21 protein-coding genes are annotated in these 17,544 nt (G+C 67.1%); 7 read left to right on the forward strand and 14 right to left on the reverse strand.

What is annotated here, in order from left to right; translation table 11 throughout:
* Position 1: 1 nt before the first annotated feature.
* Positions 2-613: a glutathione S-transferase family protein gene (locus ACSQ24_RS16675; protein ID WP_436095755.1), complete on the reverse strand. Its 612-nt coding sequence runs from the start codon at positions 611-613 to the stop codon at positions 2-4.
* A gap of 164 nt (positions 614-777) precedes the next feature.
* Between ACSQ24_RS16675 and ACSQ24_RS16680 the strand changes: the two genes are divergently transcribed.
* Entirely contained in the window at positions 778-945 is a 168-nt protein-coding gene (locus ACSQ24_RS16680; RefSeq protein ID WP_436095756.1) for a hypothetical protein, read from the forward strand.
* Positions 946-949: 4 nt separating this feature from the next.
* Here the strand turns inward: ACSQ24_RS16680 and ACSQ24_RS16685 are convergent, their stop codons facing one another.
* A complete protein-coding gene (locus ACSQ24_RS16685; protein ID WP_436095757.1) occupies positions 950-1,870 on the reverse strand; it encodes an AEC family transporter in 921 nt (306 codons plus the stop codon).
* A 157-nt stretch (positions 1,871-2,027) separates the two neighbouring features.
* Positions 2,028-2,579, reverse strand: coding sequence for a thermonuclease family protein (locus ACSQ24_RS16690; protein ID WP_436095758.1), 552 nt, complete (start codon positions 2,577-2,579; stop codon positions 2,028-2,030).
* 86 nt (positions 2,580-2,665) lie between these two features.
* Here ACSQ24_RS16690 and ACSQ24_RS16695 point away from each other — a divergent pair, with 86 nt between their 5' ends.
* Positions 2,666-4,186: a sensor histidine kinase gene (locus ACSQ24_RS16695; protein ID WP_436095759.1), complete on the forward strand. Its 1,521-nt coding sequence runs from the start codon at positions 2,666-2,668 to the stop codon at positions 4,184-4,186.
* A 21-nt stretch (positions 4,187-4,207) separates the two neighbouring features.
* Here ACSQ24_RS16695 and ACSQ24_RS16700 read toward each other — a convergent pair whose 3' ends face one another.
* The gene (locus ACSQ24_RS16700; RefSeq protein ID WP_436095760.1) at positions 4,208-4,549 is read right to left on the reverse strand and encodes a winged helix-turn-helix transcriptional regulator; all 342 of its coding nucleotides are present in this window, start codon (positions 4,547-4,549) and stop codon (positions 4,208-4,210) included.
* A 107-nt stretch (positions 4,550-4,656) separates the two neighbouring features.
* Here ACSQ24_RS16700 and ACSQ24_RS16705 point away from each other — a divergent pair, with 107 nt between their 5' ends.
* The 3 genes from ACSQ24_RS16705 to ACSQ24_RS16715 all read left to right on the forward strand — a co-directional run bounded on the left by ACSQ24_RS16705 (position 4,657) and on the right by ACSQ24_RS16715 (position 6,109).
* Positions 4,657-5,361, forward strand: a complete 705-nt coding sequence (locus ACSQ24_RS16705) for a glutathione S-transferase family protein (RefSeq protein ID WP_436095761.1) — start codon at positions 4,657-4,659, stop codon at positions 5,359-5,361.
* Between the two features lie 110 nt (positions 5,362-5,471).
* A complete protein-coding gene (locus ACSQ24_RS16710) occupies positions 5,472-5,708 on the forward strand; it encodes an AbrB/MazE/SpoVT family DNA-binding domain-containing protein (protein ID WP_436095762.1) in 237 nt (78 codons plus the stop codon).
* Positions 5,705-6,109 (forward strand): PIN domain-containing protein, encoded by a 405-nt coding sequence (locus tag ACSQ24_RS16715; protein WP_436095763.1) that lies wholly within the window; start codon positions 5,705-5,707, stop codon positions 6,107-6,109. Before ACSQ24_RS16710 ends, ACSQ24_RS16715 begins: the two co-directional genes overlap by 4 nt.
* A gap of 138 nt (positions 6,110-6,247) precedes the next feature.
* On the opposite strand, the gene cobT is transcribed toward ACSQ24_RS16715, so the two are convergent.
* Positions 6,248-7,279, reverse strand: a complete 1,032-nt coding sequence (gene cobT / locus ACSQ24_RS16720) for a nicotinate-nucleotide--dimethylbenzimidazole phosphoribosyltransferase (protein ID WP_436095764.1) — start codon at positions 7,277-7,279, stop codon at positions 6,248-6,250.
* A gap of 105 nt (positions 7,280-7,384) precedes the next feature.
* Here cobT and ACSQ24_RS16725 point away from each other — a divergent pair, with 105 nt between their 5' ends.
* Both ACSQ24_RS16725 and ACSQ24_RS16730 read left to right on the forward strand, forming a co-directional pair.
* Positions 7,385-8,233 carry an adenosylcobinamide-GDP ribazoletransferase gene (locus tag ACSQ24_RS16725; RefSeq protein ID WP_436095765.1) on the forward strand — a complete coding sequence of 283 codons (849 nt, stop codon included), beginning with the start codon at positions 7,385-7,387 and terminating at the stop codon, positions 8,231-8,233.
* Positions 8,230-8,430, forward strand: coding sequence for a DUF1289 domain-containing protein (locus ACSQ24_RS16730; protein WP_436095766.1), 201 nt, complete (start codon positions 8,230-8,232; stop codon positions 8,428-8,430). The genes ACSQ24_RS16725 and ACSQ24_RS16730 overlap by 4 nt, the downstream gene beginning before the upstream one ends.
* A gap of 83 nt (positions 8,431-8,513) precedes the next feature.
* Here ACSQ24_RS16730 and ACSQ24_RS16735 read toward each other — a convergent pair whose 3' ends face one another.
* The 9 genes from ACSQ24_RS16735 to ACSQ24_RS16775 form a co-directional block, all read right to left on the reverse strand.
* Entirely contained in the window at positions 8,514-8,981 is a 468-nt protein-coding gene (locus tag ACSQ24_RS16735) for an N-acetyltransferase family protein (RefSeq protein ID WP_436095767.1), read from the reverse strand.
* Positions 8,982-8,992: 11 nt separating this feature from the next.
* Positions 8,993-9,826: a sulfite exporter TauE/SafE family protein gene (locus ACSQ24_RS16740; RefSeq protein WP_436095768.1), complete on the reverse strand. Its 834-nt coding sequence runs from the start codon at positions 9,824-9,826 to the stop codon at positions 8,993-8,995.
* Between the two features lie 131 nt (positions 9,827-9,957).
* Positions 9,958-10,464, reverse strand: coding sequence for a DsrE family protein (locus ACSQ24_RS16745; RefSeq protein WP_436095769.1), 507 nt, complete (start codon positions 10,462-10,464; stop codon positions 9,958-9,960).
* Positions 10,465-10,488: 24 nt separating this feature from the next.
* Positions 10,489-11,106: a hypothetical protein gene (locus tag ACSQ24_RS16750; RefSeq protein WP_436095770.1), complete on the reverse strand. Its 618-nt coding sequence runs from the start codon at positions 11,104-11,106 to the stop codon at positions 10,489-10,491.
* A gap of 8 nt (positions 11,107-11,114) precedes the next feature.
* On the reverse strand, positions 11,115-12,149 hold the full coding sequence (locus tag ACSQ24_RS16755) for a TAXI family TRAP transporter solute-binding subunit (protein ID WP_436097909.1): 1,035 nt from the start codon (positions 12,147-12,149) through the stop codon (positions 11,115-11,117).
* Positions 12,150-12,181: 32 nt separating this feature from the next.
* Positions 12,182-14,119 (reverse strand): hypothetical protein, encoded by a 1,938-nt coding sequence (locus ACSQ24_RS16760; protein ID WP_436095771.1) that lies wholly within the window; start codon positions 14,117-14,119, stop codon positions 12,182-12,184.
* 236 nt (positions 14,120-14,355) lie between these two features.
* The gene (locus tag ACSQ24_RS16765; protein WP_436095772.1) at positions 14,356-14,811 is read right to left on the reverse strand and encodes a PaaI family thioesterase; all 456 of its coding nucleotides are present in this window, start codon (positions 14,809-14,811) and stop codon (positions 14,356-14,358) included.
* 4 nt (positions 14,812-14,815) lie between these two features.
* Positions 14,816-15,811, reverse strand: coding sequence for a tRNA dihydrouridine(20/20a) synthase DusA (dusA, locus tag ACSQ24_RS16770; protein WP_436095773.1), 996 nt, complete (start codon positions 15,809-15,811; stop codon positions 14,816-14,818).
* 576 nt (positions 15,812-16,387) lie between these two features.
* A complete protein-coding gene (locus ACSQ24_RS16775; protein ID WP_436095774.1) occupies positions 16,388-17,542 on the reverse strand; it encodes an ABC transporter substrate-binding protein in 1,155 nt (384 codons plus the stop codon).
* Positions 17,543-17,544 lie beyond the last annotated feature (2 nt).

The following is a 17,544-nucleotide window of genomic DNA, read 5'->3' on the forward strand; positions in this document are numbered from 1 at the left end:
TTCAAGCCTTCCAGCTCGGCCGGGCGGAGAGTTCGCCATGCCAGCGGCGGACGTTGGTAAAATCCTCCGGCAGCGGAATGCGAGATGGCTTCATGAAGTCGATGGCGATGCCGGCGGTGATGTCGGCCACCGTCAGTTCGTCGCCGCAAATGAAGCGGTTGGCACCAAGTTGGAGGTCGAGCAGCACCAGATGATCGTCGATCAGCTCACGATTGGCTTCGGCCCATTCCGGCACCTGGTCTTCGAGCTCGGCCATGGCGGGGTGGCTGTGGCGGAACACAGCGGAGACCGCCGTGAACAGCCCAAGCTCGATGCGCCGATTCCACATCTCGATCAGCGCTGCCTCCTTGGGCGCGGCGCCGAACAGCGGCGGCGCCGGATGCAGGCTCTCGATGTAGCGGCAGATCGCGATCGTCTCGGCCAGCGCCGTGCCATCCTCGAGCAACAAGACCGGGAGACGCTGCGACGGATTGATACGAGTGAATTCCAGCGTCCGGTGCTCCTTCTTGCCGATGTCGATCGGCACGAGCTCGGGCAGGGTCACGCCCTTCTCGGCGAAGAAGATGCGGACCCGCCGCGGATTGGGCGCACGCCCGCCATCATAGAGCTTCATGCCCTTAGCCTTTCGCCATGCTGGGACCATGCGGTTTCACGGCGCGGCTGCCGCCCTGTCAAGAGTTCAGCCTGCAAAGACGGCGGCATGACGACGCGCTGGCCGGCCGGAGAGGAACAAGTCGCTCCCACCGCGATTGATCATCGTACAATGGGGCAACCGTCATGCCGCAAGATTGGAGCTTTCCCCAGGACTGGGGCTTTGTCGTCTGGATCGCCATCCTTGCCATCCCCGTGGGGCTGATGCTCGCGACCTTCTGGTCACGTTCGCGCGAACCCGGCGCGGCACGCCTCGACGGGCCACGCAAGGACGATCCGCGCGAGCCCCTGTGATCGCTCAGCCCGGTGCGAGCAGGATCAGGGCGAGTGGGACCGCAACCGCCGCGAGAACGGTCTGCAACGCGCAGATGCCGGCCATCAGCGGCGCATCGCCGCCGAGCTGGCGTGCCATCACATAGGATGAGGAGGCGGTCGGCAGCGCTTGGAACAGGATGGCGAGCGTCGCCGCCTGGCCGCCAAGGCCAAAACCCTTCAGCGCAGCATAGGTCGCGAGCGGCATCAGCACGAACTTGACGAAGGAGGCGACCAGCGCCGGCTTCAGGCCGCGGCCGAGCGCACCCCAGTCGAGCGCCGCGCCGACGCAGAGCAGGCCGATCGGCAGCGAGGCCTGGCCGAGGGCCTTGAGACAGCCTTCGACGCCGGGCGGCAGGCCGAGGCCGCTGAGCTGGATCGCGATGCCGAGCACGCAGGACATCAGCAGCGGATTGAGGGCAAGGCCCCGGAGAATGCCGCGCAAGGTCGGCTGTGCCGAGCCCCAGCGGGCGAAGACCAGGACGCAGAGCACGTTCACGGTCGGCACGATCGCCGCGTTGGCCACGGCCGCGAGCGGCAGCGCCGAGGCCCCGAGCATGCTGCCGGCCGCGCTCAGGCCGACATAGTTGTTGAAGCGGATGCCGCCCTGGAAGACCGAGGTGAAGGCGGCGTCACTGTAGCCGAGCCAGCGCTTGGCCAGCACCAGCGCCGCCGCGACGGTAATGATGGCCGCCATCAGCGTCAGAGCCAGCGCGGCGACGGGAAGTCCCTTGAGATCGGCCATCGCCAAGGCGTGCATGAAGAGCGCCGGCAGCAGGACGTAGTAGCTCAGCCGTTCGGCCTGCGGCCAGAACGCATCCGGCAGGAAGCGCAAGCGGCGCATGGCGTGACCGAGTGCGATCAAGAGCGCGATCGGCGCCAAAGCGAGCAGGATGGCGCCGATCATACCGGCAATTCCGATCGGCGGGCGGACGGCGTCATGCGGCAGCGAATCCGGCGGGAGGACAGGAAGGAGACGATCCTTCTTTAGATGGCGGTCGTCGAAGACGAAAATGCCAAAGCTGCCAGCGGCGTTGACGAATCCGCATGGCTGGCCGACGCGTTCAGCGCGGGTGGCTCCGACGCCACGCCTCAGGCCGTTCGAAGCTCAGCGCCCAGATGCCGCGACCGGCGGCTTTCGCCTCCTCCTCCTCGGCCTGATAGCCGCCATAGGCGAGGGCCTGGCCCTGGCGCACCAGCGCCGCGTTGATCTCGGCATCGCCCTGCCGGCAGCGTGCCAACCCACGACCATAGCGGTCAGCCCGCGAGACCGTGCAGGTGACGTTGCCGAGCGCCAGCATGGCGGCGAGCGCGCGCCGAGCCTGCCGGCCGCAGGCGACTTCGCTGCCGCTCCGGTTCCGGCAGGTCTGGCGGTATTCCGGCGCATCGATCCCCTCCAGGCGAAGCTCCTCGCCAAGGAGCCTGAGCGAATCGCCATCGATCGCCTCAGCCGCCCCCGCGAGGCTGCGGCCGTCGCCGAGGCGATACTGCAGGACAGCACCCCCGATCGCCAAAAGCACAAGGAATCCAAGGGCTACGACGAAATCGACCGATCGGCCGACCCGCCGCCAGCCGAACGGACCATAGTTGCTTGTCCTGAATCCGAAGCGCGCCATCAGGACAAGCTTAACGATTTCCAACACATCATGGCGAGCCGGGGCGCGACGGGGCGCCACCGGTCGGGAGCCTTTGCCTTCAGATCATGGCGGAACTGACAGCCGAACAGGTGCAGCGCGGCCGCGGACCCGATCCGTCCGCGCTGGCGCGCCGCAAGCTGATCAACCGCGAGGTCCGGTCGGCGCGTGAGAAGCTGACTTCCTCGACTGGGCTCCAGCGCGCCTTCGACTACGAACTCGTCCGCGTCTTCGCGCAGTACCGGCTGCACGGCACGACAGGGACCTTGCTGCTCGCGTTCCTGGTCGCCGCCGCAGCTTGCGTCTGGGTGCCGTTCTACCAGGTCTCGGGCTGGCTCTGCCTGGTCGTGCTGACCGCCGGCTTCACCGCCGTGCTGTGCCGGCGTTTTCTGGCAGAACCTCCGGCCGCCGCGCGCGTCGCCTTCTGGCGCAAGCTCCTGCCGGCCGCAGAACTGCTGCACGGCCTGTCCTGGGCGCTGCTGGCGGGCCTCTTCGTGGGCATCGAGGCGCCCGGCGCCCGCTTCTTCCTGATGACAGCGCTGCTGATGGTAAGCGCGCTCACCGTCACATTGGCAGCGGCGATCCCGATCGCCGTCTACTCCGCCCTCGTGCCGATCGTCGGCGCGATCGTTTTGTCCTTCAGCGGCCGCAGCGACATCGACAGCGTCACCATGCTGCTGATGGCAGCCAGCGCCCAGCTCTTCTTCATCTTCCTGACCAACCGGCTCTACTCGACCTCGGTCGAGACGATCGAGTTCCGGGCCGAGAAGGACGCGCTGATCGCCGAACTCGAAACCGCCAAGGCCAATTCCGACGAAGCCCGGCGCAAGGCGGAGGAAGCCAACCTCGCCAAGTCGCGCTTCCTGGCAACGATGAGCCATGAGCTACGCACGCCGCTCAACGCCATCCTCGGCTTTTCCGAGGTGATGAAGACCGAGGTTTTCGGGCCGCACGCCAACACCTCCTACAAGGAATACTCCGGCGATATCCACTCCTCGGGCCAGCACCTGCTCACACTGATCAACGAGATCCTCGACCTGTCGCGCATCGAATCCGGCAAATATGAGCTCAGCGAGGAGGCGATCAGTCTCGCGGGCATCGCCGACGATGCCGCTCACATGCTCAACCTGCGCGCCAAGGCCAAGGGCCAGGCCATTCGCCAGGCGACAGAGCCCGAGCTGCCGCGGATCTGGGCCGATGAGCGCGCCATCCGCCAGGCCGTGCTGAACATCCTGGCGAATGCGATCAAGTTCACCCCGCAGGGCGGCGAGATCTCGATCAAGGTCGGCTGGACCGCCACGGGTGGGCAATATGTCAGCATCACCGATACAGGCCCCGGCATCCCCGAGGACGAGATTCCGGTGGTGATGCAGACCTTCGGGCGTGGCTCGCTGGCGATCAAAACGGCGGAGCAGGGCTCGGGCCTGGGGCTGCCGATCGTCAAGGGGCTGGTCGACCTGCACGGCGGCGGCTTCCGCATCAAATCGGCGCCGCGCGCCGGCACCGAAGTGACGATCACGCTTCCCGCCGAGCGGGTCATGGACACGCTGCCGGCGCTGCCGCACCCCGGCGAGCGCTCCGCGGCTTAGGTCCCTGCTGGCGGAAAGCCTCTAGGCGGCCTCGGGCACGCCTGCTGTGTCCTTCCGCTCGACCTCCTCCCACCAGTCGCCGAGCGCATCGATCAACGGCACGAGGCGAAGGCCCGCGGCCGTCAGCGCGTAGTCGACCCGGCGCGGATAGCCGTCATGGTCGATCCGGCCGACGATGCCGGCCGCTTCGAGCTTGCGCAGTTCGAGCGCCAGCATGCGGTGCGAGACCGTCGGATTGTCGCGCTGGAGCTCGCTGAAGCGCTTGGTACCGTCCTTCAGATAGTAGAGCAGCAAGGTCGGCCAGCGGCCGCTCAGCACCCGCATGACGCTTTCGATCGAGCAGTCGGACACGACGTCCTTCATGTTCCGTTCCGCCTGGTTACAGAAAAGTGCGTAATTTACTTGGGAGCGCGGATGACTAGGTTCCAGCCCGCTGCGCAGCGTTTCCCGACCCAAATGGAAAACGCAACATGGAACCGATCATCGTTTATGGCTACCCGTCCGGCACTTCGATGGGCCTGGTCGCGGCTCTCGAATGGCTGGGCCAACCCTACGAGCTCTGCCGCATCGACATGCTCGGCGAAATGCGTGAGCCGCCTTACAAGCGGATCAATGCGCGCGTCGAGACACCGGTTCTGATCACCGATCAGGGCCGCCCGCTCACCGAGACCATGGCGATCGCCGCCTGGCTCGAAGCGCGCGACATCGAGCGGCGGATCAGCTTCGACCCGCTCTCGCCCGAAGCCGACCGGATGCACCAGCTCATGGGCTTCCTCAACACCGGCTTCACCAGCGCCTTCTATCCGCTCTGGGCCGCGCTGGAGCTGTCCGAGCCCGATCCCGACTTCGAGGCGGCACTGCGCCGCTTCGGGCGGGAACGGGTGACCGAGCGCCATGACAAGCTGGAGGAGATGCTCGACGGCAGCCGCTGGCTGGCCGGCGACAAGCACACGCTCGCCGACGGGCTGCTCGCCGGCGTGGCGCGCTGGCTCGAATATCACGAGGTCGCCGACCTCGCGCGCTGGCCCAAGCTCCAGGCCCTGCGCCAACGGGTCGATGCCGACCCGGCTGTGGTCTACGCGACTGCTCTCGAAAATGGCGACATGTCGGCCGGTAGCGGCGCCTGCAAGGGCCATCTGCCGCTGGCCGAGGTCATCGAGCGCTTCGGCGCATGAAACGAGAAGACGCGCCGGGTCGAATGCCCGGCGCGTCTTCCAAGACATTGTGGCTTGATGACCGCCCTTTGGATATACATGTTCCGTGTATATCAAACAGGGGTTGGTCGATGCAGGTCGCACGCTGGGGCAACAGCCTCGCCATCAGAATTCCTGCGGCCGTCAGCGAGGCGCTCTCGCTCAAGGAAGGCGACGACGTGGAAATCCGCGTCGCGGACGACCGGACCTTCCTGATCGCGCGCGACGAGCGCAAACCGCGCGCGCTCGCCCGCATCCGAAGCCTGCGCAGGCCGCTCCCGCCAGGCTGGCGTTTCGATCGCGACGAGGTGAATGAGCGCGGGCCGTGACGCGCGCTTTCCTCGACAGCAATGTGGTCGTCTATGCGTTCAGCGAGGATCCGCGGAATGCCGTGACGGAAGAACTGCTCAACCGCGGCTGCGAGATCAGCGCCCAGGTCCTGAACGAATTTGCCAATGTCGCACGCCGCAAGCTCGGCTTCTCCTGGGCGGAAATCACTGACGCGGTCGAGGCGATCACGGTGCTGAGCCGCACCGTTCATCCGCTCGATCTCGCCACGCACCAGGAGGCCGTCCGGCTGGCCGAGCGTTACGGATTCGGCTTCTACGACGCGCTGATCGTGGCGAGCGCGCTGCGCGCGGATTGTGCCGTGCTCTACAGCGAAGACATGCAGCACGGCCTGATCGTCGACGAGCGACTGAAGATCGAGAATCCGTTCCAGGCTGAGTAGGCGATCGCCGTCGGGAGAGCAGGATGCGAAAAAGTGGGAACCGGTTTTTCGCATAAATCCTGCTCCAACTTTTTGATGAGAGGCGGATTCAGATTTCAGATGGAACCGCAAAGCGATTCCATCTGAAATCATCCGGCTCTAGTCGGCCTTCCCCGAAACCTGCGCCTGCGCGAAGGTCGCCATGCCGGAATGGACGCCGGCCGCCGCCTTGACGAGCCCGGCGGCGAGGGCCGCGCCCGTCCCCTCCCCGAGCCGCATGTCCAGCGCCAGCAAGGGCTGCTTGCCGAGCCGAACCAGCGCGTCCGCATGGGCGCCCTCGGCCGAGAGATGGCCGGCAAGGCAATGGTCGAGCGCGGAGGAATCGAGCGCATGCAGGATCGCGGCGGCGGCGGTGACGACATAGCCGTCGAGGATCACCGGGATGCGCTGCAGGCGGGCGGCGAGGATGGCGCCGCAGATCGCCGCCATCTCGCGGCCACCGAAGCGGCGCAGGACTTCGAGCGGATCGCTCAGATGATTGGCGTGGAACTTGAGCCCGGCCTCGACCGCGGCGATCTTGCGCTTCAGACCGTCATCGTCGACGCCGGTACCACGGCCGCACCATTTGGCGGCGCCGCCGCCATAGAGAGCGGCGAAGATCGCGGCCGCCGAGGTGGTGTTACCGATGCCCATCTCGCCGAGCGCCAGCAGATCGGCGCCGCCGGCAAGCGCCTCCATGCCGAAGGCCATGGTCGCAACGCAAGCGCGCTCGTCGAGTGCGTCTTCTTGGGTGAAATCGCCGGTCGGCAGATCGAGAGCGAGGTCGAAGACCTTGAAGCCGAGATCATAGGCCGCGCAGATCTGATTGATCGCGGCCCCGCCGGCGGCAAAATTCTCCAGCATCTGCCGCGTCACGGCCTGCGGGAAAGCCGAGACGCCCTGGGCGACGACGCCATGATTGCCGGCGAAGACGCAGACCAGCGGCCGGTCGACCCGCGGCGGCGCCTTGCCCTGCCAGGCGGCGAGCCACTCAGCGATCTCCTCCAGCCGGCCGAGGCTGCCGGCCGGCTTGGTCAGCTCCTTGTCGCGGGCACGCACGGCGTTCGCCGCCGCCATGTCGGGGCCCGGCATGTTGGCGATGAGGTTGCGGATATCGTCGAAGGGCAGGCCGGAGGCGGGCATCGCAGACATCTGAGGGCCGATCTTGAAAACCTGAGGAATCGGGCAGCGCGAGATCGCCGCCGCGCAGCCGCTGCTGCTATAGGCTGGAGCGGACGAAGACAATCCGAGGGCAGCGTGGCGCAAACCGACAGCGATGATGCGACGCAGGCGACGCCGCCCGCCTGGCCGGGCTGGCTGATCGCGACCGCGACCTGCATCCGCTTCTATTCGCGCTTGCCGGTGCCAGCACTGCGGGGCGAGAGCGCGCATGCCCTGCCGGATTTCCGGCTGGTGCCGCGTGCCCTGCCCTTCGCTGCACTGGTGATCGCACTACCTGCGGCGCTGGTCGCGCTGCTCGCAGGCCTTGCGGGCGTCAATGTCCTGCTGACGTCGGCGCTCGCCGTCACCGCACTCGTGCTGACGACCGGCGCGTTCCATGAGGACGGGCTCGCCGACAGCGCCGATGGGCTGTTCGGCGGGCACACGCCGGAGCGTCGGCTGGAGATCATGAAGGACAGCCGCGTCGGCACCTTCGGAGCGCTGGCGCTCGGACTGTCGCTGCTGCTGCGGGTGACGGCGCTCGCCGCGATCCTGCAAGGGGCCGGAGCATGGGCGTTAGCGGCCGCTGTGCTCGTCGCCGCGCCCTGGTCGCGCGTCGAGGGCATTCGCATCCTCGCCACCGTCGATCCGACGAGACCCGATGGCGCCGCTGCCTCTGTCGGGCGCCCCGAGTGGTCGGTGCTGCCGGTCGCCTACGGACTGTCGGGCGCCCTAGCCCTGCTCCTGGTCGCCGCCGGTACCCTACCCCTCGCCGGTGTCCTGCTCGGCCTCGCCCTCTCGGTACTGGCGACCTCTTGGCTCTCGCGCACCGCCATCCGCCTGATCGGCGGCCAGACCGGCGACATCCTCGGCGCGGCGCAGCAGCTCGGCGAGATCGCGATCTATCTCGGCCTCGCCTTCGTCATCGGCTGGGGCGGGCGATGAGCGCGATCTCCAGCCCCTGCATCAAGATCTGCGTGATCGATCCGGTGAGCAAGCTCTGCCAGGGCTGCGGCCGGACCCTGCAGGAGATAGCGCAATGGTCGCGGCTGAGCGAGGCGGAGCGCCTTACCATCATGGCGACGCTGGAAGGGCGGCTCAAAACGACGTCCGAGCTGCCTCAAACGTCATTGCGAGCGTAGCGAAGCAATCCAGGGGCGGCCGAGCTCTACGACTGCCTGGATTGCTTCGTCGCTAACGCTCCTCGCAATGACGGCAGGAGCATTCAGCCTTCCGCGAGGCGGGCAAGCCCCTCGCCGGTCAGCCTGAAGAAGACCTTTTCCGGCTGCGGCGTCGCGCCGAGGCTCTCATAGAAGCGCAGCAGGCGCTCATTGTCGCGCGCCGCCGTCCAGTCGATCCGGCCGAGGCCGCGGTCCAGCGCTAGCCTCGCCAGCTCCGCGAGCAGCGCCCGGCCGGTGCCGAGCCCGCGGGCCGCTTCGGCGACATAGATTTCCTTGAGGAAGCAGCCTGTCTTCAGGCCGGGCCCCGGATAGATCGCCGAGAAGGCGGCAAAGCCGACGAGCGCGCCGTCATGCTCGGCGACGAGCAATTCGGTTCCCGCCGGCCGGTTCGCCAGCCTGGCCCGGATCTCCGCGTCCGGCGGACAGGGCACGCGGTAATGCGCCTGCATCTGCGCCATCAAACCGGCGAGCGCGGGATGATCGGCCTCCTCGCAGGCGCGCACGAAAACCATAGCTCGCGCCCTCAGACGACCAGAGACCAGAAGAAGCGGGCGCAGACGACCAGCAGGAAGATGCCGAAGGCGACCTCAAGCCGGCGCTTCGACAGCCGGTGCGCCAGGCGCGCGCCGATCGGCGCTGTCCAGATCGAGGTCGGGATGAAGAGCAGGAAACCGATGAAGGAGACATAGCCGAGCGAGAGCGGCGGCAGGATGTCCATCTTCGGCCAGCCGGCATAGATGTAGCCGAGCGCGCCGGGGATCGAGATCAGGATGCCGAGACCGGACGAGGTCGCGACCGCCTGATGGATCGGCCGACCATAGAAGGTCATGAACAGGCTGGAGAGCTGGCCGCCGCCGATGCCCATCAGCGACGAGAGCACGCCGATGACGAGGCCATAGATCCGCATCAGGAACGGCCCAGGCATTTTGTCGCCGAGCTTCCAGCGGTCGGAGGCGAAGAGCAGGCGCATGGCGCTGACGAAGGCGACCGCGACGAAGACCGCCTTGAACAGATCCGGCGGCGCATAGCGCGCGATCAGGCTGCCGCCGATGACGCCGAGCACCACCGGCACGGCCCAGACTCGGATGATCGAGGTGTCGACCATGCCCTTGGCGAGATGGGCCCGGTACGAGCGGATCGAGGTCGGGATGATCACCGCCAGCGAGGTGCCGACCACGAGCGGCATGCGCACCTCCTCCGGCACGCCGATCACCCGGAAGACCTCGTAGAGCACCGGCACGATCATCGCGCCGCCGCCGACGCCGAACACGCCGGCTAGCAAGCCGGTGACAGCGCCGGCGGCGACAAGCGACAACGCAAGGAAAATCAAATCGTTCAGGGCAATGCCGGCGATCATCATGCACTCGATCTGGGGAGGACGGAGTGCTCTTAGCCCCCCCACCGGAAAGGGCAAGGTTCAGCCGGCAAGGTGGGCATGCGCGGGAGACGCTTCAGGACGAGGCGCCCCCGTCCGATGACAGCGGCCGATCACGGCCTGACATAGGTCCAACCCTTCTCCTGCAGCTCCATGACCCGGACGACGCCGGACTTCACCACCGCAGCCTCGGGGATCAAGGTGATATCCTTGTTCTCGGCCTTGCTCATATTGCCCTGTGTGTTGCCGCAGGCCTTGAAGGTGATGGCAGGCGTGCTCGTCGTCATCGCCTTGATCCGCGCCTTCACCGGCGAGGTATCGTCGCGCAGCATGTGCAGGCCGGGGCCGAAGGTGACGACCTCGATTTCCACCTTCTCGCCGAGATCCTGATAGTACTGCGCCACGTTCGCCGCGTTGTTGAGCGCGAGGTTCATCATCGCAGCCTCGTTCGTATTCACCTGCAGGATGAGCCGGTGCGGCTTCCTTTCAGGCACGGGCGGCTTTGGCGCCTGCACCGAGCTCTGTTTCGTGCCCTGTGCCACCGAAGGCGAAACAGCGATGGATAGCGCGACGCCAGTCGCCAAGGCGGCGCAGATGAAGTCTTTGAGCCTGATCGTCATCGCATCCACCCATGAGTTCGAGGTCTATTCGCTACGTGGCTTGGCCAAGGCGCGTGGCCATTTGCAGGCTGCGGCAACCCTGTCCCGCGCTGCCTTCACGCCAGCGAGGGAAAAATGCCCGTCATGGACGGCGCCGGCGCGGGTCGAGAGACGGATGCCGATGCCGCCCTCTGCAGGGAGCGAGAGCAGCAGGCCCACGACATCGCCCCTGAATGCGACCCCGTTTCCGAACGAAGGTCGGCCCGCTGCGGCCTGCACGGGCGGGCTGTCATCGAGGCGGTACGACAAGGCGTAGTCGGCGCCGCCATCGGAGAGGGCTGGTCCACCGACCACCATCTCGGTCCGGCCACCACGGCAGTGAATCGAGAGCTGCTTCAGGGAACTGTCGGCACTGCCGTGGGAAAACGCGGTGGCGGTGACGATCGGCGTGTAATCGACCGGCGAGGTGGTCTCGCTGATCACCCAGGCTTCGCCGCTGCCCACCGGTCGATCAGGTACCTTCACTGGCTGCGGCAGCTTGTTCAAACAGGCCTGGCGATCCGCCGGATCGAGCAGCGAGCAGGCGCGAAGCTGCGCCATCGGATCGGACGCGCCCTGCGCGAAGGCGATCCTGCTCGCAATCTCGAAGGCGACGGAGAGCATGATCAGTTTCATCGGCTCGCACGTTGCGTCTGCCCCTTGCGATCCAGCCATTCCTGCGCCGCCGGGAACCGGTCGAGGCCGGGGACGGTCGCAGCGAGATTGATCGACTTCCATTTCGCGTCGAAGCCAGGGGCCTGCAGCTTCTCGACGCGGCTGAACAGGGTGTCGACGAAGCGGGCGACACGCTCATAGCGGTTGGTCTGGGGCGCCCAGTTGAACGCGACCAAGGCAGTCGGCACCGCGATCGTCGACACCCGCTCACCCGCCTTGATCAGGCCGGGATACTCGCCGGCCTCCAGCACCGCCGGCAGGTAGTAGTCCTCGAACTTGCTGTCGTAGGGCACCGAAAGGAACTTGAAGCCGGGCTCGAAGCGTCCGCGCACGAATGCGTCGACCGGTTTCGAGGTGATGAAGACGACGGCCGCCATCTCGCCCTTGCGCATCTGCTCAAGCGCGACCTGATGGGGAATGAAGGTGTTTTCGGCGTTGACGCCGAGACGGCTGAAGATCAGCGGACCCGAATAAGCCGCCGCCGTGCCGAGTGTGTTGAAGTTCACCTTCTTGCCGGCGAGGTCCTGCAGGCTCTGGATCTCGGGCCGGACGAAAACATGCAGTTCCGAGGGGAAGAGATTGAGCACATAGGTGATCTTGCGCCGGATCTGCGGCATCTGGTTCTTGTACTCGTCCAGCGCATCGGAGTTGATGATCGCCGTGTCGATGCCGCGCAGATAGAGCAGCGAATTCAGGTTCTCGGTGGCGCCGCGGGTGACGATCGGCAGGACATGCAGGTTCGGCCCATCGTCGACGACGCGGGCCATCTCCGCCCCAAGGCGCAACGGCGCTCCCTCGAGCAGCCCCGCGGCAAGGCCGACCGTCCAGGCGTTGATCTTGTCCTGTTCCGTCGCGGCCGGGCGGGCGCGCCGCGGTGGGGCCGCGCTCGCGGCGCTCATCTGGGGTGTCTGTGCGTACAGGTCGGCCGGCTCGAGCGCTGGAGCAAGCCCGGCCAGCGCGATCAGCAGGAGCAGGTGTCGTCCCCTAGCCATGGTCATCTTCTGATTTCCTTTCGGCCGTAACCTCATCCATCCGGCGCCTGCGCCAGTGCCTCGACGCGATCCTTCGCCTCCGGGATGCCCCCGGACTGCGCCCTCGCATAAAGCTCGCGCGCCCTCGTCACTTCGCCGCGTGTGCCATAGGTCCCCCAGGCGGACAGGATGCGGGGATCGTAGGTCTCCGCGAGCATGAAGCTCGCCCGGGCGCTGCCCGTTTCCGCTGCGCGTTCGAGCACGATCCGGGCGGAACCGATGTCGCCTTGACCGAGCAGCGCGCTGGCCCGGGCGATCAGCCGCGCTGCTTCCGGGCTGCTCTGGGCCTTCGCGCCCACCAAATGTGGCGTGGTGACGATCGTCGGCGCTTGGGCCGGCTTCTGTTCGGCCGGAGCGGGCCTTGTACTCGCGGCCCGCACCGAAGCGAGTTCCTCGGCGATGGCGGCTGACCGGTCACGCTCCTGCTGCAGAGCCTGACGCGCTTCCGCGATCATGGTCTCGGTCGCCTGCCTGAACCGATCTGTTTCGCCGTTCGCCTTGTGCAACTGCGCCGACTGGGCCGTAATCTCGCGCTGGGCCACCGACAGCTCGGCGGCCAGCGCGGCACGCTGCGCACGCTCGTCGTCGAGGGCTCGACGGTTCTCCGCCATGCTCGCGGTCAAGGCCTGTCGCGCGGCCGTGACCTGCTGCGCGAGAGCGGCTGTCTTCTGCCGCTCCCGCTCCAGGGCCTGCTCGGCCTTTGCGGTCTCTGCCTGCCTGAGCTGGCCGGCCTCGTCGCCGGCCTTGCGCAGTTGCGCAGCCTGCGCCTCGACGTCACGCCGCGCCGCCGCCAGCTCGGCTGCGAGCGCGGTACGCTGCACGCGCTCGTCGTCGAGAGCCTGGCGATATTGCGCCACGTTCAAGCTCAGCGCCTGTCGCGCCGCCGCAGCCTGTGCGAGGGCAGCCGTCTTCTGCCGTTCCTGTTCCAGTGATTGCGCCGTCCTGACGACCTCGGCCTGCCTGAGCTGACCAGCCTCGTCACTGACCTTGCGCAATTGCGCGCCTTGAGCCGCAGCCTCGCGCTGTGCGGTCGAGAGCTCGGCCGCCAGCGCCGCGCGCTGCGCGCGTTCCTGATCGAGCGCCTGGCGATGCTGCGCGGCGATCGCAGCCAGCTCCTGTCGCGCGGCTGCGGCCTCCTGCATGAGGACAGCGGTTTTCTGCCGCTCCTCTTCTGATGGCTGTCCAGTCCGCGTGGTCTCCGCCTGCTTGAGCTGAGCTATTTCGTCGCTGGCCTTGCGCAGCAGCCCCGCCTGAGCCTCGAAATCGCGCTTCGCCGCCATCAGCTCGACCGCCAGAGCGGCACGCTGTGCGCGCTCCTCATCGAGCGCTCGACGATGCAGCGCCGTGCTCGCAGCAAGTTCCTGCCGCGCGGCTGCGGCCTCCTGCGTCTGGGCGGTGGTCTTGTCCTGCTCCTGTCGCAACGCGTGTTCGCTCTTGGCGACATCGGCCCGCAATTGCGCATTCAGGATCGCGATGGCGCTCCGTGCCTCGGCCAGCTCTTGCGCCACGGCTCCGGCCTGCTCCTGTCCCGACAATCGCTGAGCCTGCGGTTCCGGATTGCTCCGCGGCAGCATCGCGGCGGTGACAGTGGAGGCTTCGCCAGGCGACAGCGAAAGCTCACCGACCTGTCCGGGCCCCGGTCGAGCTGCGTTTCGGGGGATCAGGAGAAGCAGGAGCGCTGCCGCGAAGCCGCACGCCAAGGGGATGAGCCGCCGCGGCCGCCGGCCCGCCCGAGAGGGCCCCCGCAGTCCATCGCGTTTTGCCGGAAGTGTCGGCCGGGTGCCGGATGCTTCAGCGCGGTCGTGCTGGGCGGACGGTTTTTCTGCCACCCACGGCCCCGTCCAGTGAGCAGTATCGATGGGCAAGCCGGCGTCGTTCCTGACGATGGCGCCCTTCCCATCTCCCGATGCGCTTTCGATCACGTCGCGCATGTGGCTGACGCCTCTTGGCCAGCGGCTTGGCGCGCCCCCGCGAACCAGGTCACTTGAAAAATTCGTTCAGCCGACGCCAACGGAGCCGTCTGTCTCGAGACGTCTGAGAGAGCGTCGACCTCGCCCTCGTCGGGTCGAGCTGACCTCAGATCCGAAACGATCAGAAGACGAGCATAGGGGCAGGAGATTGCCCTGGTGGGGTACTCCGCCCAAGCAGCCGTTTCGCGTGGCGCAAGCTAGTCGCTGACGCCCTCGCGCGCGGCGATGGTCATGCAGGTCGCCGTCAGCATGGCGCAGAGCTTCGCCTTGCCCGCCGTCACGGCGAAAACCTCGGCCATGGCGAGCGTCAGGGTGCGGCCAGCCTTGACCACCCTGCCCTTGGCGACGAGCTCGTCGCCCGTCGCCGGCGCCAGCAGGTTGATCTTGAACTCGGCGGTGAGGACGCCGTTGCCGGCCGGCATGGTGGTCAGCGCGGCATAGCCGGCGGCGCTGTCGGCGATGGTCGAGACCGCGCCGGCATGGACGAAGCCGTGCTGCTGGCAGAGATGCGCCGAGACCGGCATGGTGATCTCGATCTCGCCTGGCGCGACACGGACGAGCCGGGCGCCGAGCGTCGTCATGAAGGCCTGCTTGCCGAAGCTCGCCTCGATGCGGGCGACGAGGGCGGGATCGATCATAGCGCCAGCCTGCATCGTCTCACTCCGCCGCGATCGCCGGCGCCTCGCGCTCGACATGAGCGATCGCAGCGCGCAGATCGGCGAGGCCGGCACCGACTGCGACGCAATGCTCGGAGAGGTGGCGGCGGAACAGCCGCGAGCCGCGCCGGCCGGGGAAGAGGCCGACGAGATGGCGAGTGAAGGCGTGCAGACGCCCTCCCCGTTCAAGATGGGCCGCAATGAACGGTTCGAGCGCTTCCAGCATCTCGAAGGCGTCGGCGACCGGCGCGTCCTCGCCGAAGAGCAGCGGATCGACCGAAAGCAGCACCTCCGGGTTCTGGTAAGCCTCGCGCCCCAGCATGACGCCGTCGAGATGCTCAAGGTGCGGCAGCCATTCCTCCGGCTGCCGGATACCGCCGTTCAGCGAGATGATCAGATCGGGATTGGCGCTCTTGAGGCGATAAGCGCGCTCATAGTCGAGCGGCGGGATCTCGCGGTTCTCCTTGGGCGAGAGCCCCTGCAGCCAGGCCTTGCGGGCATGGACGACGAGCGCGTCGACGCCGGCCGCGCGTACGGTCGCGGTCAACGCATCGAGCGCCGCTTCCGGATCCTGATCGTCGACACCGATCCGGCACTTCACCGTGACGGGGGTGGAAACCGCCGCCTTCATCGCCGCAACGCAATCGCCGACGAGCGCCGGCTCGCGCATCAGGCAGGCCCCGAAGGCCCCGCCCTGGACGCGATCGGACGGGCAGCCGCAATTCAGGTTGATCTCGTCATAGCCGAAATCGGCGCCGATCTTCGCCGCCTCTGCCAACAGCGCCGGATCGTTGCCGCCGAGCTGGAGCGCGATCGGATGCTCGATATCGTCGAAACCGATCAGCCGCTCCCGGTCACCGCGGATCACAGCCTGCGCCGTCACCATCTCGGTATAGAGCCGGGCGCGGCGCGACATCAGGCGATGGACGATCCGGCAATGCCGATCGGTCCAGTCCATCATAGGCGCCACGGTGAATCTATGCTCTTGATATCTCATGGTTTTTTCTGTGACATCAAATCGTTAAGTCGCGCCGAGTGCACACGAAAGCACGCCATGATGCGACGTTTTTCGCCACGTTTCGACGGCTGGGTGCACACGGAGCGCACACGAAAAATGGCCACCTTCACGAAGCTCTCCTCCGGGTCCTGGCGCGCCCAGGTCCGACGCAAGGGACGCTACGTGAGCGAGACCTTTCTGCGCCGGGATGATGCGCGAATCTGGGCCACAGAGGCCGAGCGCCAGGTTGATCGTGGCGAGGCTCCGAACGAGTCGCGCATCGCGCGCCTGAAAACATTCGGGGACCTCATCGACCTTCATATCGACGACATGTGCGACGTCGGCAAGGCTCCTTTGCGCTCCAAGGCCGCAATCCTCGAGATGCTGGAGCGGCAACTTGGCAAATGCAATATGGGGTCTCTCGACCGCGAGCGCCTCATTCGCTTCAGCCGGGACCGGGCGGCGCAGAGTGCAGGCCCCATCACGGTCGGCATCGATGTCGGAATGATCAAGCTCATTCTGGCCCATGCGGCGACCGTGTGCCAACTTCCGGTTCTGGCGCAAAACGCCCTTGCCCTAGCGCCGAAGATCGATCCAGTAGCCTGGCCGATAGGCGATCGGCAGGAAGCGTTCGTGCAGCCGGCGCAGCGTCTCCTCGGGATCGAGATCTGCGAACAGATCGGGGTGCAGCCAGCGCGCGATGCGCTGGAGCGCCACGAACTGGTAGGGGCTCGTATAGAACTGGTGCCAGATCGCATGGACGCGGCCGCTCCTGACCGCCTTCGTCGACCGGAAGGCGGGCCGCATCGCCAGCGCGGCGAGCTTCGCCTGCGCCTTGCCGAGATCGGCGCCGGGGCCGAGGCCGACCCAGGCGCCGTTCGGTGCCAACGCTTCCCAATTGCCCCCGGTCACGATCACCACATCGGGATCGCGAACGATGATCGTCTCGGGATTGATCGTTCCGAAGGTGCCAGAAAGCAGCTCGCTGCCGAGATTGATGCCGCCCGCGGCGGCGACCATGGCGCCGAAGTTCTCGTTTCCGAAGCTCAGGCAGCATTCGTCGGAGTAGCCGGGAATCCGGTCGAGCATGACGAGCGGCCTGGCCAGCTGGCCGGCTGCGACGAGCCTCGTCGTCACGCGCGCGGTCTCGCTGGTACGAAAGGCGATCAGCGCCTCGGCGACCTCCGTTCGCCCGAAGGCCTGCCCGAGCAGGCGCAGGGACGGTTCCGTATTCCGCGACGGAGCATGCCGAAAGTCGACATAGACGACCGGGATGCCCACCGCCGCCAGCCGCTCGACCAGGCGTATCTCCTCGGCCGGGCGCTGCGTCTCGGCGCCCAGCACGACGAGGTCGGGCTGCAGCGAGATCGCCTTCTCGATGTCGAAGGCACCGCGGCCCGGCGAGCCGAAGCGCGGCAGTGACGCGGCCTGCGGGAAGCGCGCGAGATAGGCAGCATGCGTATCGGGATCGGATTTCTCGAAATCCTCGCCCCAGCCGACGATGCGCCCGAACGGGTCCTCGCGGTCGAGCGCCGCGGTGACGTGGATCTGCCGGCCTTCGCCGAGAATGACGCGGCGGACCGGGGCGGAGACGGCAACCTGCCGTCCGGCCACATCGGTCACCGTGATCGTCTCTGCCGCAGCACGCTCCGGCATGAGCGCGAGCCAGCCCAGCAGCGCAACCGCCAGCCAGGCTGGGGCCCTGATGCGGCGGGCCGGCTGCAATCCCATGC

The sequence above is a fragment of the Allobosea sp. LjRoot237 genome (assembly GCF_964253285.1).
Taxonomy (GTDB): domain Bacteria; phylum Pseudomonadota; class Alphaproteobacteria; order Rhizobiales; family Beijerinckiaceae; genus Allobosea.